At 41.0% G+C, this 12,939-nt stretch carries 16 protein-coding genes; 15 read left to right on the top strand and 1 reads right to left on the bottom strand.

The genetic code is table 11. The annotated features are described in order from the left end of the window. The first annotated feature begins 34 nt into the window (after positions 1-34). From rpsF to HWX15_RS09235, 13 genes are all read left to right on the top strand, one after another. Positions 35-325 (top strand): 30S ribosomal protein S6, encoded by a 291-nt coding sequence (gene rpsF / locus HWX15_RS09295; RefSeq protein ID WP_001151785.1) that lies wholly within the window; start codon positions 35-37, stop codon positions 323-325. An 11-nt stretch (positions 326-336) separates the two neighbouring features. Further along, the gene (gene ssbA / locus HWX15_RS09290; RefSeq protein ID WP_000609606.1) at positions 337-807 is read left to right on the top strand and encodes a single-stranded DNA-binding protein SsbA; all 471 of its coding nucleotides are present in this window, start codon (positions 337-339) and stop codon (positions 805-807) included. A gap of 31 nt (positions 808-838) precedes the next feature. Next, a complete protein-coding gene (rpsR, locus tag HWX15_RS09285) occupies positions 839-1,078 on the top strand; it encodes a 30S ribosomal protein S18 (RefSeq protein WP_000068664.1) in 240 nt (79 codons plus the stop codon). A gap of 167 nt (positions 1,079-1,245) precedes the next feature. Next, positions 1,246-1,749, top strand: a complete 504-nt coding sequence (locus HWX15_RS09280; protein ID WP_175880954.1) for a GNAT family N-acetyltransferase — start codon at positions 1,246-1,248, stop codon at positions 1,747-1,749. 82 nt (positions 1,750-1,831) lie between these two features. Beyond that, positions 1,832-3,232, top strand: a complete 1,401-nt coding sequence (locus HWX15_RS09275) for a bifunctional Cof-type HAD-IIB family hydrolase/peptidylprolyl isomerase (RefSeq protein WP_175880953.1) — start codon at positions 1,832-1,834, stop codon at positions 3,230-3,232. 1 nt (position 3,233) lies between these two features. Beyond that, positions 3,234-3,593 carry a S1 RNA-binding domain-containing protein gene (locus HWX15_RS09270; RefSeq protein WP_175880952.1) on the top strand — a complete coding sequence of 120 codons (360 nt, stop codon included), beginning with the start codon at positions 3,234-3,236 and terminating at the stop codon, positions 3,591-3,593. Positions 3,594-3,646: 53 nt separating this feature from the next. Then, positions 3,647-4,396 (top strand): tRNA1(Val) (adenine(37)-N6)-methyltransferase, encoded by a 750-nt coding sequence (locus tag HWX15_RS09265; RefSeq protein ID WP_033680527.1) that lies wholly within the window; start codon positions 3,647-3,649, stop codon positions 4,394-4,396. After that, positions 4,386-4,670, top strand: coding sequence for a GIY-YIG nuclease family protein (locus HWX15_RS09260; protein ID WP_173307267.1), 285 nt, complete (start codon positions 4,386-4,388; stop codon positions 4,668-4,670). The genes HWX15_RS09265 and HWX15_RS09260 overlap by 11 nt, the downstream gene beginning before the upstream one ends. Further along, the gene (locus HWX15_RS10110) at positions 4,660-4,860 is read left to right on the top strand and encodes a hypothetical protein (RefSeq protein ID WP_004257115.1); all 201 of its coding nucleotides are present in this window, start codon (positions 4,660-4,662) and stop codon (positions 4,858-4,860) included. The genes HWX15_RS09260 and HWX15_RS10110 overlap by 11 nt, the downstream gene beginning before the upstream one ends. 92 nt (positions 4,861-4,952) lie before the next feature. Continuing rightward, a complete protein-coding gene (locus tag HWX15_RS09250) occupies positions 4,953-5,888 on the top strand; it encodes a manganese-dependent inorganic pyrophosphatase (RefSeq protein ID WP_173306642.1) in 936 nt (311 codons plus the stop codon). Between the two features lie 86 nt (positions 5,889-5,974). After that, entirely contained in the window at positions 5,975-6,487 is a 513-nt protein-coding gene (locus HWX15_RS09245) for a YiiX/YebB-like N1pC/P60 family cysteine hydrolase (protein WP_175880951.1), read from the top strand. Beyond that, positions 6,471-7,121 (top strand): DUF1803 domain-containing protein, encoded by a 651-nt coding sequence (locus tag HWX15_RS09240; protein WP_175880950.1) that lies wholly within the window; start codon positions 6,471-6,473, stop codon positions 7,119-7,121. Before HWX15_RS09245 ends, HWX15_RS09240 begins: the two co-directional genes overlap by 17 nt. A gap of 100 nt (positions 7,122-7,221) precedes the next feature. Further along, positions 7,222-7,413, top strand: a complete 192-nt coding sequence (locus HWX15_RS09235; RefSeq protein WP_024478880.1) for a CsbD family protein — start codon at positions 7,222-7,224, stop codon at positions 7,411-7,413. Positions 7,414-7,459: 46 nt separating this feature from the next. On the opposite strand, the gene HWX15_RS09230 is transcribed toward HWX15_RS09235, so the two are convergent. Next, entirely contained in the window at positions 7,460-8,905 is a 1,446-nt protein-coding gene (locus HWX15_RS09230) for a UDP-N-acetylmuramoyl-L-alanyl-D-glutamate--L-lysine ligase (RefSeq protein WP_175880949.1), read from the bottom strand. 105 nt (positions 8,906-9,010) lie between these two features. Here HWX15_RS09230 and HWX15_RS09225 point away from each other — a divergent pair, with 105 nt between their 5' ends. Both HWX15_RS09225 and HWX15_RS09220 read left to right on the top strand, forming a co-directional pair. Then, complete coding sequence (locus HWX15_RS09225; protein ID WP_175880948.1) at positions 9,011-10,633, top strand: putative polysaccharide biosynthesis protein; 1,623 nt, start codon at positions 9,011-9,013, stop codon at positions 10,631-10,633. Positions 10,634-10,837: 204 nt separating this feature from the next. Further along, positions 10,838-12,796, top strand: a complete 1,959-nt coding sequence (locus HWX15_RS09220; protein WP_175880947.1) for a peptide ABC transporter substrate-binding protein — start codon at positions 10,838-10,840, stop codon at positions 12,794-12,796. Positions 12,797-12,939 lie beyond the last annotated feature (143 nt).

Below are 12,939 nucleotides of genomic sequence, written 5' to 3'. Positions count from 1 at the left end.
TTGGGGTCATTAGACCAAAAGGAGGAACATATCAATGGCTAAATACGAAATTCTTTATATCATTCGTCCAAACATTGAAGAAGAAGCTAAAAACGCTTTGGTAGCACGTTTTGACTCTATTTTGACTGACAACGGTGCAACTGTTGTTGAATCAAAAACTTGGGAAAAACGTCGTCTTGCATACGAAATCCAAGATTTCCGTGAAGGACTTTACCACATCGTTAACGTTGAAGCAAATGACGATGCAGCTCTTAAAGAGTTTGACCGTCTTTCAAAAATCAACGCTGACATTCTTCGTCACATGATCGTCAAAATTGACGCGTAAGAAGGTAAACTATGATTAACAATGTTGTACTTGTAGGGCGTATGACACGTGACGCTGAGTTGCGTTATACCCCATCAAATGTAGCAGTTGCGACTTTTACTCTTGCAGTAAACCGTACATTTAAGAGTCAAAATGGCGAACGTGAGGCTGATTTTATCAATGTCGTTATGTGGCGCCAACAGGCTGAGAACCTTGCTAATTGGGCTAAAAAAGGCTCACTTATCGGGGTGACAGGCCGTATCCAGACTCGTAGTTACGATAACCAGCAAGGACAACGTGTCTACGTGACAGAGGTCGTGGCTGAGAATTTCCAAATGTTGGAAAGCCGTAGTGTGCGTGAGGGTCACACAGGTGGAGCTTATTCTGCACCAACTGCAAACTATTCAGCGCCTACAAATTCAGTACCAGACTTTTCACGTGATGAAAATCCATTTGGAGCAACAAATCCATTGGATATTTCAGATGATGATTTACCATTCTAATGGACAACTAAAATTATAAAGGAGAAAAAACATGGCTCAACAACGTCGTGGCGGATTCAAACGCCGTAAAAAAGTTGATTACATCGCAGCAAACAAAATTGAATATGTTGATTACAAAGATACTGAGCTTCTTAGCCGTTTCGTTTCAGAACGTGGGAAAATCCTTCCTCGTCGTGTAACAGGAACTTCAGCTAAAAACCAACGTAAAGTAACAACAGCTATCAAACGCGCTCGCGTAATGGCTTTGATGCCTTTCGTAAACGAAGATTAAAAAAGAGGTCCGGGTGGACCTCTTTTTCAGACCCCGACGGGTCTTTTTTTCAGGTCCGGGTGGACCTCTTTTTCAGACCCGGTTGGGTCTTTTTTCAAGAGATAGTTTTTTTCTGACCTTGGCGTGCTATAATGGTAATAGAAAGAGTAAAGGTGGGTAAGTCAAAGATGAATTGTACGATTAGAAATATGATTAAGTCTGATATTGAATCCTTATCTCATGGATTTATGAATCAAGGTTGGCCTGGTAGAGAGGAAATTTTGGCTAGATATTTTCTGGAACAGGAAAGTGGGGAGAGAGAAGTCTTAGTTGCAGAGATTGATGGTGCTGTAGCGGGCTACGTTACCATTTTGCTCTCTGCTAAACATGGTCCTTTTGCAGAAGTCTATCCAGAATTATCAGATTTTAATGTGTTTAAGCCTTTTCGAAATCAAGGGATTGGGAGTCAACTGCTAGAAGAGGCAGAAAATCGAGTTAAGTTTTTTTCAGACAAAGTGACGTTGGGTGTAGGTTTGCACTCAGGCTATGGACCTGCCCAGAGATTGTATATCAGACGGGGCTACATTCCAGATGGGACAGGTGTCTGGTATCGAAATCAACCCTTGGAAATGAATGCTACTATTCAAAATAATGATGATTTAGTTCTGTACTTATCAAAGAAGTTCGAATAAGAGATGGCGAATTTCTTTGAAAATAGGGGATTTAGCTACTTTATGGTATAATGGAAAGAGTTAGATTGAAAGAGGTAGTGAGATGGATGCGAAATTAAGATACAAGGCAAAGAAGATAAAGATTGTCTTTTTTGATATTGATGATACCTTGCGAAATTCAAAGACAGGTTTTATTCCGTCTTCAATCCCAGTTGTTTTTAAGCAATTACGTGAGAAAGGAATTTTGACAGGTATTGCTTCTGGACGAGGGATTTTTGGTGTCGTGCCAGAGATTCGTGAGCTCAAGCCTGACTTTTTTGTAACTTTGAATGGGGCTTATATCGAAGATAAAAAAGGTCAGGTCATTTATCAGCATCAGATTGAGAAGTCAGATGTTGAGGAGTATATTTCTTGGGCTAAGCAAGAGGGAATTGAGTATGGTTTGGTTGGGAGTCATGCTGCCAAGTTGTCGACTCGCACCGATATGATTAGTGAGGCTATCAATCCAATTTATCCCGATTTAGATGTAGATCCAGATTTCCATGAAAAAGAAAATATCTATCAGATGTGGACTTTTGAAGATAAAGGAGATGACTTACGCTTGCCTGACAGTCTCTCAGACAAACTTCGCATGGTTCGTTGGCATGAGCATTCGTCTGATGTTGTGCCGATTTCAGGCTCCAAAGCGACGGGGGTGGAAAAGGTTGTGGAACACCTTGGCTTGAAACCAGAGAACGTCATGGTTTTTGGAGATGGACTCAACGACTTGGAACTCTTTGATTATGCTGGAATCAGCGTTGCCATGGGAATTTCTCATGATAACATCAAAGAAAAAGCGGATTATATTACAAAAACACTAGAAGAAGATGGCATTTTTGATGCCTTAGAAGGATTTGGTATGGTAGAAAAAGAATTGCATTTTCCACAAGTAGACATTGAAACAGTAGAGGGTCCTATCGCGACTATTAAGACCAATCATGGAGACTTGCGGATCAAGCTCTTCCCTGAACATGCTCCTAAAACAGTGGCTAACTTTGTTGCTCTTTCAAAAGATGGCTACTATGATGGGGTCATTTTCCACCGTATTATCAAGGATTTTATGATCCAAGGTGGAGACCCAACTGGAACTGGTATGGGTGGCGAGTCAATCTACGGGGAATCATTTGAGGATGAATTCTCAGAAGAACTTTACAATATCCGTGGAGCTCTTTCCATGGCTAATGCTGGTCCAAATACCAACGGAAGCCAGTTCTTTATCGTCCAAAATCAACACCTGCCTTATTCTAAGAAAGAAATTGCTCGTGGTGGTTGGCCAGAACCGATTGCGGAAATCTATGCTAACCAAGGTGGGACACCTCACCTAGACCGCCGTCACACGGTTTTTGGTCAGCTAGCTGATGAAGCATCTTACGCTGTCTTGGATGCCATTGCTTCTGTTGAGACAGGGGCTATGGACAAGCCAGTTGAAGATGTTGTGATTGAAACCATTGAAATCGAGGACTAAGATGAAAATCGGTGATAAGCTAAAGGGCCGTATTACAGGGATTCAGCCCTACGGTGCCTTTGTTGAGCTAGAGACGGGTGATACGGGGCTGATTCACATTTCAGAGATTCGGACAGGCTTTATTGAAAATATTCATGACGCCTTGAAAGTCGATGAAGAGGTTCAGGTTCAGGTGGTGGATTTAGATGAATTTACAGGGAAAGTAAGTCTTTCTATCCGCACTTTGGAGGAAGAAAAGCACCAGTTTCCGAGACGGAGACGCTTTTCAAGCGACCGCTTTAACTACGGCTTTGCGCCCTTTCGACGAATGCTACCAATCTGGACTAGAGAGGCCCTGCACCATTTAAAAAAGAAGAAGTAGTTTAGAATTTTATATTTTTTGTAATGTTAATATAAATCTGCTATAATAGAACCATGGAAGAAGAACAATTATTAAAATCAGGGGAGCGAATTAACCAGCTCTTCTCAACAGATATCAAAATTATTCAAAATAGAGAGGTTTTTAGCTATTCGGTGGATAGTGTTCTCTTGTCACGCTTTCCACGTTTTCCTAAAAAGGGCTTGATAGTGGATTTCTGCGCTGGGAATGGAGCAGTGGGGCTATTTGCTAGCACTCGGACTCAGGCACAGATTTTGGCTGTTGAGATTCAGGAGCGTTTGGCGGATATGGCTGAACGCTCTGTCCGTTTGAATGGCTTAGAGGAGCAGATGCAGGTCATCTGTGATGATTTGAAAAATATGCCTGCTTACATTCAGGGAAGTAAGGTGGATATGATTTTGTGTAATCCGCCCTATTTTAAGGTGGATCCTCACTCCAACTTGAACGAGAGCGAGCATTATCTCTTGGCGCGCCATGAAATCACGACCAATTTGCAGGAAATCTGTCGTAGTGCCCAGAGTATTCTCAAATCTAATGGGCGTTTGGCCATGGTTCATCGTCCTGATCGACTTCTGGATATTTTGGATACGTTACAACGGCATAATCTAGCCCCTAAGCGTCTGCAATTTGTCTATCCAAAAAAGGAAAAGGAAGCCAATATGCTTTTGATTGAGGCTATCAAGGATGGCTCGACAAGTGGCTTTAAGGTCTTGCCACCTCTCATTGTTCACAATGATGATGGCTCTTATACGCCGGAACTCGAAGAGATTTATTATGGATCATAAGGCTTATATGTACGTGCTGGAGTGTCGTGATGGTTCCTACTATACGGGTTATACGACTGACGTGAGAAAACGCCTCGCTGTCCACAATAGTGGGAAGGGAGCCAAATATACACGAGCACGCTTGCCAGTCAAACTTATCTATGCTCAAGGTTTTGCCAGTAAGGAAGAAGCCATGTCGGCAGAAGCCCTTCTCAAGCGTAAGAAGAGGCCACAGAAGGAGCAATTTTTATCTGAAAATCAAGATAGAAATTTACTTATACTCAATGAAAATTAAAGAGCAAACTAGGAAGCTAGCCGTAGGTTGCTCAAAGCACTGCTTTGAGGTTGTAGATAAGACTGACGAAGTCAGCTCAAAACACTGTTTTGAGGTTGTGGATAGAACTGACGAAGTCAGTACCCATACCTACGGCAAGGCGAAGCTGACGTGGTTTGAAGAGATTTTCGAAGAGTATCAGTTATTTTGAAGAATCGTGAGGAGTCCTTTGACTCCTCTTACTTTTGTCAAAAAGCGAAAAAAATGCTACAATAAAGAGAATAAACAAAATGAGGTATTATCATGTCTAAGATTCTAGTATTTGGTCACCAAAATCCAGACTCAGATGCCATCGGGTCATCTGTAGCTTTTGCCTACCTTGCAAAAGAAGCTTACGGTTTGGATACGGAAGCTGTTGCCCTTGGAACTCCAAATGAAGAAACAGCCTTTGTCTTGAACTATTTTGGTGTGGAAGCACCGCGTGTCATCACTTCTGCCAAAGCAGAGGGGGCAGAGCAAGTTATCCTGACTGACCACAATGAATTCCAACAATCTGTATCAGATATCGCTGAAGTAGAAGTTTACGGTGTTGTAGACCACCACCGTGTGGCTAACTTTGAAACTGCAAGCCCACTCTACATGCGTTTGGAGCCAGTTGGTTCAGCGTCTTCAATCGTTTACCGTATGTTCAAAGAACATGGTGTGGCTGTGCCTAAAGAGATTGCTGGTTTGATGCTTTCAGGTTTGATTTCAGATACCCTTCTTTTGAAATCACCAACAACACACCCAACAGATACAGTCATTGCTCCTGAATTAGCTGAATTGGCTGGTGTCAACTTGGAAGAATATGGTTTAGCTATGTTGAAAGCTGGTACAAACTTGGCTAGCAAATCTGCTGAAGAATTGATTGACATCGATGCTAAAACTTTTGAATTGAACGGAAATAATGTCCGTGTTGCTCAAGTAAACACAGTTGACATCGCTGAAGTTTTGGAACGCAAAGCAGAAATTGAAGCTGCAATGCAAGCTGCTAACGCAGCAAACGGCTACTCTGACTTTGTCTTGATGATTACAGATATCGTCAACTCAAACTCAGAAATCTTGGCTCTTGGTGCCAATATGGGCAAGGTCGAAGCGGCTTTCAATTTCAAACTTGAAAATAACCATGCTTTCCTTGCGGGTGCCGTTTCACGTAAGAAACAAGTGGTACCTCAATTGACTGAAAGCTTTAATGCTTAAGATTTTGGGTGTCAGTTCAAAATCGGAAAGTCTGGTTTGACTTATATCGAAAGGAGTTTCGGCTCCTTTTTTTCTAGGAGTGAAGCATGTTAGAAAATGGTGATTTGATTTTTGTGAGAGATGAGTCAGATATGGGACAGGCCATCCAGACTTCCACAGGCAACTATAACCATGTTGCCATTTATTTGGATGGGATGATTTATCATGCTAGTGGAGAATTTGGTGTGGTCTGTCAAGAACCAGCAGACTTCTTTGAGTCCAATCATTTGTACGATCTCTATGTTTACCCAGAAATGGATATCCAGTCTGTGAAGGAAAAAGCTAGCAAACATCTGGGAGCTCCTTATAATGCTTCTTTCTATCCAGATGGAGAAGGTTTTTACTGTTCCCAGTACATGGCAGAAATCCTACCGATTTTTGAAACCATTCCCATGAAATTTGGTGATGGGAAGCAGGACATTAGTGATTTTTGGAGAGAGTATTATAGAGAACTGGGTCTGCCTGTGCCTCTGAACCAAGCTGGGACCAATCCCAATCAATTGGCAGCATCGCCTCTGTTAGAATGTAAAGAAAGGAATCTTCATGATTCAGATTTTTAATCCATCTCGTTTGACGAGACAGCCTTTTTTTGGAGAATTGATCCGCTATCTGGACCAGCATGATGATGTGATTTTACGGGAAATTAAGGCCAAGTTTCCAGATGTAGCAGTTGACAAACTCATGGAAGAGTATATAAAGGCAGGCTTGATTCTACGGGAAAATAAGCGCTATTACCTTAATCTTCCTATGCTTGAGTCCCTTGATAGTCTTGAACTGGATCAAGAGATTTTTGTTAGAGAAGATAGTCCGATCTATCAAGCCTTGTTAGAGCAGAGTTTTGAGACGGAATTATGCAATCAAACCAATGCAGCTATTTTAGTTGAAAAGACGGACTTTGCGCGAACAAAAATGACCCTGTCTAATTATTTCTACAAGGTCAAACATCAGTATCCTTTGACAGAAAAACAGCAGGAACTCTATGCCATTTTAGGAGATGTTAATCCTGAGTATGCCCTCAAGTATATGACGACTTTTTTGTTGAAATTTCTCAAAAAAGACCAGCTTATGCAGAAACGCCGTGACATCTTTGTGGACAGTTTAGTTGTCCTAGGTTATATTGTCCAAAATGCAGATGGAAAGTATGAGTTGGCTATCGATTTTGATAAGGAAAGATTAACTTTCTATTTAGTGTGATTGCTTTTTCTGAGCACATTGTTTGACTTTCCTTAGTATTCAGTATAAACTATATGTAACCGATAACACATATCGGAATAAGACTAAAGGAGACAATCATATGTCACTTGAAAACAAATTGGAACAAGCAACAGGCGCTGTCAAAGAAGGTTTTGGTAAAGTTACTGGAGACAGCAAGACAGAACTTGAAGGAGCTGTTGAAAAAACAGTTGCTAAGGCAAAAGAAGTAGTTGAAGATGCTAAAGGTGCTGTAGAAGGTGCCGTTGAAGGTTTGAAAAACGCTTTTAAATAAAGATAGAAAAAATCAAGGGTTTCATTTCCCTTGATTTTTTTCTATCTTATAAATAATTTTCTGCGACGGCTGCATCTCCAGGATAGGCTTCTTTCTTGCCTTGGACGATTTGGTAGCAATCGGCTCCCTTACCAGCAATAATAACTGCATCTAATTCGTGATTTGTGATAGCCATAGCTGCCTTGATGGCTTCTTGGCGATCCGCAATTTTTTCAACAGGATGATTGATATAGCTACTAATTTCATCTGCAATGGTCATTGGGTCTTCATAGTTAGGGTCATCAGCAGTCAGAAAGACTTGAATCTCTGGGTGTTGATTAAGGAGGAGGCCAAAGTCCTTACGACGACTTTCTCCCTTATTTCCTGTCGAACCTAGAACCAGAGCAATTTTTCCAGTTTGATGAGTTTCAACCACATTGATGAGTTTTTTCAGACTATCCCCATTGTGGGCGTAGTCGATGAAGACCTTGGCGCCATTTTTCTGAGTGAGGACTTCCATACGACCAGGAACGCGGGTTGCAGCGATTCCTTTTTTGATGTCCTCAAGACTTGCTCCGAGACGGAGGCAGGCAAGTCCAGCAGAAACGGCATTTTCTTGGTTGAAGTGCCCAATTAACTGGATGTCATAAACACCAGAGAGTTTACCTGTAGCTGAAAAGCTAAAGGCTTTGGAGTTTTCGATTTGGTTGCTCGACTGGCTACCGTAGAAATCATGGTCTTGATCTGCCACTTGTTCTTTCAAGACAGAAAAGTGGTCCATGTCACTGTTAATGATGATTGCTCGGCTATTTTCCATCAAGAGACGTTTGTGGTAGAAGTAGTCTTCAAAGCTAGGGTGTTCAATAGGGCCGATATGGTCTGGGCTGATATTGAGGAAAACTCCCACATCAAAGGTTAGACCATAGACACGTTTGACCAGATAGGCCTGACTGGATACTTCCATGATGAGGTGGGTACGGTCATTTTGCACAGCTTGATGCATCATATCAAAGAGGTCAATACTTTCAGGGGTTGTCAATGCAGACTTAAAGAAAGTCTTGCCATCAAGAGTTGTATTCATGGTCGAGAGCATAGCAGGTCGGTGCCCTTGAGATAAAATGTTATAGGCGAAATAGGCTGCTGTTGTCTTACCCTTAGTACCAGTAAAGGCAAGGAGTTTGAGTTTTTCCTGTGGATTTCCATAAAATTCCATAGCAATCAGACTCATAGCTTTCTTAATATCGTTCACGATAATGGCAGGAATACCAACCTCATAGTCTTTTTCAGCAACATACCAACCGAGTCCTTGAGAGATTGCTGAAAGCAGAAATTCCTTCTTAAAGGCAGCACCTTTGACGAAAAAGAGGCTCTTTTCTTTGGCCTTGCGGCTGTCATAGCAGATGGTGTCAAAGACGACATGGCTATAGTTGTAGTGGTAGTGTCCTTGGTCGATAATCTCACGAAAAAGGCCATCTTTCTTTAAAATATTTAATACGGTTTCAATCTTAATCATACTTTCTATTGTAAACCGAAAGTCACAAATTTACAAGTAACAAGGAAAAGTTTATAATGGAAGATAAGGAGTTTTTCCTAGTTATCAAAATTGAATGAGGAATCTATGTCGCACGAAAACAATCACCAGCAGGCCCAGATGTTACGGGGGACTGCTTGGTTAACGGCTAGTAACTTTATCAGTCGCCTGCTCGGGGCTATTTACATTATACCTTGGTACATCTGGATGGGGTCTTATGCGGCTACGGCTAATGGTCTCTTTACCATGGGCTACAATATCTATGCCTGGTTCTTGCTGGTTTCAACAGCAGGTATTCCAGTTGCGGTGGCCAAGCAAGTTGCCAAGTATAATACCATGCGAGAAGAAGAGCATAGCTTTGCCCTGATTCGGAGCTTTTTAGGATTTATGACAGGACTTGGCCTCGTTTTTGCTTTAGTCTTGTATGTCTTTGCTCCTTGGCTAGCAGACTTGTCTGGCGTGGGTAAAGACTTGATCCCAATCATGCAAAGCTTGGCTTGGGGAGTCTTGATTTTCCCATCTATGAGTGTTATCCGAGGATTTTTCCAAGGGATGAATAACCTCAAACCTTATGCCATGAGCCAAATCGCTGAGCAGGTCATTCGTGTTATCTGGATGCTCCTAGCAACCTTTATCATTATGAAGCTCGGTTCAGGAGATTACCTAGCAGCCGTTACCCAATCCACCTTTGCTGCCTTTGTCGGTATGGTAGCCAGTTTTGCAGTTTTGATTTATTTCCTTGCTCAAGAAGGCTTACTCAAAAGAGTCCTTGAAACAGGGGATAAGATTAACAGCAAGCATCTTTTGGTCGATACCATTAAGGAAGCCATTCCTTTTATCTTGACAGGGTCTGCCATCCAGCTCTTCCAGATTTTGGACCAGCTGACCTTTATCAATAGTATGAGCTGGTTTACCAACTACAGCAATGAGGACTTGGTTATCATGTTTTCTTATTTCTCAGCCAATCCTAATAAAATCACGATGATTTTGATTTCTGTTGGGGTTTCGATTGGGAGTGTTGGTTTGCCACTTTTGACAGAAAACTATGTCAAGAGGGACTTGAAAGCAGCTTCTCGTCTGGTTCAGGACAGCATTACCATGCTTTTCTTATTCCTGCTACCAGCAACGGTTGGAGTGGTTATGGTAGGAGAACCTCTTTATACGGTCTTCTATGGTAAGCCAGATAGTTTGGCTCTGGGCTTATTTGTCTTTGCAGTTTTGCAGTCAACTATTTTAGGCTTGTACATGGTCTTGTCTCCAATGCTTCAGGCCATGTTCCGCAACCGCAAGGCCGTTCTCTATTTTATCTATGGTTCTATTGCCAAGCTAGTCTTGCAACTACCTACCATCGCCCTCTTCCACAGTTATGGACCTTTGATTTCAACAACCATTGCTCTCATCATTCCTAACGTCTTGATGTATCGAGATATTTGTAAGGTAACGGGTGTCAAGCGCAAGGTGATTGTGAAGCGAACCATTTTAATCAGTTTGCTGACCCTAGTTATGTTTCTGTTAATAGGAACCATCCAGTGGCTGTTAGGATTTTTCTTCCAACCAAGTGGGCGTTTATGGAGTTTCCTATATATAGCCCTTGTCGGTGCCATGGGTGGGGGTGTTTATGGAGTTATGAGTCTTCGTACCCGTTTGTTGGATAAGGTGATTGGAAAAGCCCAAGCAGATCGCCTGCGAGTAAAATTTAAGCTTTCGTAAGATAGCATTTATAAATAAAAGGAATAAGTTGAACAATCTTTTAGGAGAACTTGAAACTTATTCCTTTTTTAGCGTCAAAACAGCTAAAATTATCTTTTAAAAGTAGAAGATAAGGTCTTTTTCGATTTTTTTGGAAAAAAACATTGACTAAACAAACTAAACGTTGTATAATAAAACAAATATTTAAATCAGGAGGTTCTGGAAATGAAAAAGTCTAAGAGCAAATATCTAACCTTGGCAGGTCTTGTCCTGGGTACAGGAGTTTTATTGAGTGCCTGTGGAAATTCTAGCACAGCATCAAAAACATACAATTATGTTTACTCAAGTGATCCATCTAGTTTGAACTATCTAGCAGAAAACCGTGCAACAACAAATGATATTGTGACCAACCTGGTAGATGGTCTTATGGAAAATGACCAATATGGGAACTATGTTCCATCCTTGGCTGAGGATTGGACTGTTTCTAAGGACGGTTTAACCTATACCTACAAACTTCGTAAGGATGCTAAGTGGTTTACTTCTGAGGGAGAAGAATATGCACCTGTAACTGCTCAGGATTTTGTAACCGGTTTGCAATATGCAGCTGATAAAAATTCAGAAGCCTTGTATCTAGTGCAGGACTCTGTTGCAGGTTTGGATGACTATATCACTGGGAAAACAAGCGACTTTTCAACTGTCGGAGTCAAGGCACTTGATGACCAAACGGTTCAATACACCTTGGCTCGACCAGAACCTTACTGGAACTCAAAAACAACCTCAACCATTCTTTTCCCAGTCAATGCAGATTTCTTGAAATCAAAAGGGGATGATTTTGGGAAGGTAGACCCTGCTAATATTTTGTACAGTGGACCTTTCTTGATGAAAGCTTTTGTTTCAAAATCTGTCATCGAATACAAGAAAAATCCTAACTACTGGGATGCTAAAAATGTCTTTGTAGATGATGTCAAATTGACCTACTATGATGGTAGTGACCAAGACGCTCTTGTTCGTAACTTTACAGACGGAGCCTATAGCTACGCTCGTCTCTATCCGAATAGTTCAAGTTATGAAGGAATTAAAGAAAAATACAAAGATGATATCGTCTATAGCATGCAAGATGCCACTTCTTACTTCTTAAACTTTAATCTGGATAGACAATCTTATAAATTCACTTCCAAGACAAGTGATGCTGAAAAGAAATCGACTCAAGAAGCGGTTCTTAATAAAAACTTCCGTCAAGCTATTAATTTTGCCTATGATCGGACAGCTTACGGGGCTCAATCTCAAGGAGAAGATGGTGCAACTAAGATTTTGCGTAACTTGGTTGTTCCTCCAAACTTCGTAAGTATCAAGGGAAAAGACTTTGGTGAAGTAGTGGCTTCTAAGATGGTCAATTATGGTAAGGAATGGCAAGGAATCAACTTCGCGGATGCCCAAGATCCATACTACAATCCAGAGAAAGCCAAAGCCAAATTTGCAGAAGCTAAGAAAGAATTAGAAGCTAAGGGGGTAACATTCCCTATCCACTTAGATAAAAATATAGAGTTGACCAATAAGGCTGAAATTCAAGGAATCAATTCCATGAAGCAATCAATTGAGTCTGTCTTAGGTGCAGAAAATGTTGTGATTGATGTCCACCTACTTTCTACAGAGGACTATGATAGTTCAGGTTATCTAGCTCAAACAGCTGCGCAAAAAGACTACGATCTCTACAATGGTGGTTGGAGTGCGGACTATCTTGATCCATCTAGCTATCTTGATATCTTTAGTGTCAAGAATGGTGGGGTTCTACAAAGTCTTGGACTCGAGCCAGGTGAAGCCAATGACAAGGCCAAGGCTGTTGGATTGGATGTCTACACTCAAATGTTGGAAGAAGCTAATAAGGAACAAGATATTGCAAAACGCTATGAAAAGTATGCTGAAATCCAAGCTTGGTTAGTAGATAGCTCTCTAGCAATTCCAAATGTTTCACTTGGTGGAACACCAACATTGAGAAAAATCGTTCCTTTCTCAACACCATATTCATTGGCTGGTAATAAAGGGGTTGAATCCTATAAATACCTCAAATTACAAGATAAGACAGTCACAACAGACGAATATGCAAAAGCCAGAGAAAAATGGTTGAAAGAAAAAGAAGAATCTAATAAAAAAGCCCAAGAAGAATTGGCGAAACATGTCAAATAAGGATTTTTCAAGAAAAACGATGGTTTCGAAAGAAACTGTCGTTTTTATATAGAATGATGGAAAATTTGGAAGAAAAGTGCTTACATTTTCTCGTAGTTAATTGAATTTATGCTATAATAAATATAAGAAACTACGTTCGAAAA

This window comes from Streptococcus thalassemiae (assembly GCF_903645285.1).
GTDB lineage: Bacteria > Bacillota > Bacilli > Lactobacillales > Streptococcaceae > Streptococcus > Streptococcus thalassemiae.
This window is presented reverse-complemented; position numbering and strand designations above follow the sequence as displayed.

Coding starts and splice junctions, on each gene's coding strand:
- rpsF (WP_001151785.1), top strand. CDS start 35: ATGGCTAAATACGAAATTCTTTATATCATTCGTCCAAACATTGAAGAA.
- ssbA (WP_000609606.1), top strand. CDS start 337: ATGATTAACAATGTTGTACTTGTAGGGCGTATGACACGTGACGCTGAG.
- rpsR (WP_000068664.1), top strand. CDS start 839: ATGGCTCAACAACGTCGTGGCGGATTCAAACGCCGTAAAAAAGTTGAT.
- HWX15_RS09280 (WP_175880954.1), top strand. CDS start 1,246: ATGAATTGTACGATTAGAAATATGATTAAGTCTGATATTGAATCCTTA.
- HWX15_RS09275 (WP_175880953.1), top strand. CDS start 1,832: ATGGATGCGAAATTAAGATACAAGGCAAAGAAGATAAAGATTGTCTTT.
- HWX15_RS09270 (WP_175880952.1), top strand. CDS start 3,234: ATGAAAATCGGTGATAAGCTAAAGGGCCGTATTACAGGGATTCAGCCC.
- HWX15_RS09265 (WP_033680527.1), top strand. CDS start 3,647: ATGGAAGAAGAACAATTATTAAAATCAGGGGAGCGAATTAACCAGCTC.
- HWX15_RS09260 (WP_173307267.1), top strand. CDS start 4,386: ATGGATCATAAGGCTTATATGTACGTGCTGGAGTGTCGTGATGGTTCC.
- HWX15_RS10110 (WP_004257115.1), top strand. CDS start 4,660: ATGAAAATTAAAGAGCAAACTAGGAAGCTAGCCGTAGGTTGCTCAAAG.
- HWX15_RS09250 (WP_173306642.1), top strand. CDS start 4,953: ATGTCTAAGATTCTAGTATTTGGTCACCAAAATCCAGACTCAGATGCC.
- HWX15_RS09245 (WP_175880951.1), top strand. CDS start 5,975: ATGTTAGAAAATGGTGATTTGATTTTTGTGAGAGATGAGTCAGATATG.
- HWX15_RS09240 (WP_175880950.1), top strand. CDS start 6,471: ATGATTCAGATTTTTAATCCATCTCGTTTGACGAGACAGCCTTTTTTT.
- HWX15_RS09235 (WP_024478880.1), top strand. CDS start 7,222: ATGTCACTTGAAAACAAATTGGAACAAGCAACAGGCGCTGTCAAAGAA.
- HWX15_RS09230 (WP_175880949.1), bottom strand. CDS start 8,905: ATGATTAAGATTGAAACCGTATTAAATATTTTAAAGAAAGATGGCCTT.
- HWX15_RS09225 (WP_175880948.1), top strand. CDS start 9,011: ATGTCGCACGAAAACAATCACCAGCAGGCCCAGATGTTACGGGGGACT.
- HWX15_RS09220 (WP_175880947.1), top strand. CDS start 10,838: ATGAAAAAGTCTAAGAGCAAATATCTAACCTTGGCAGGTCTTGTCCTG.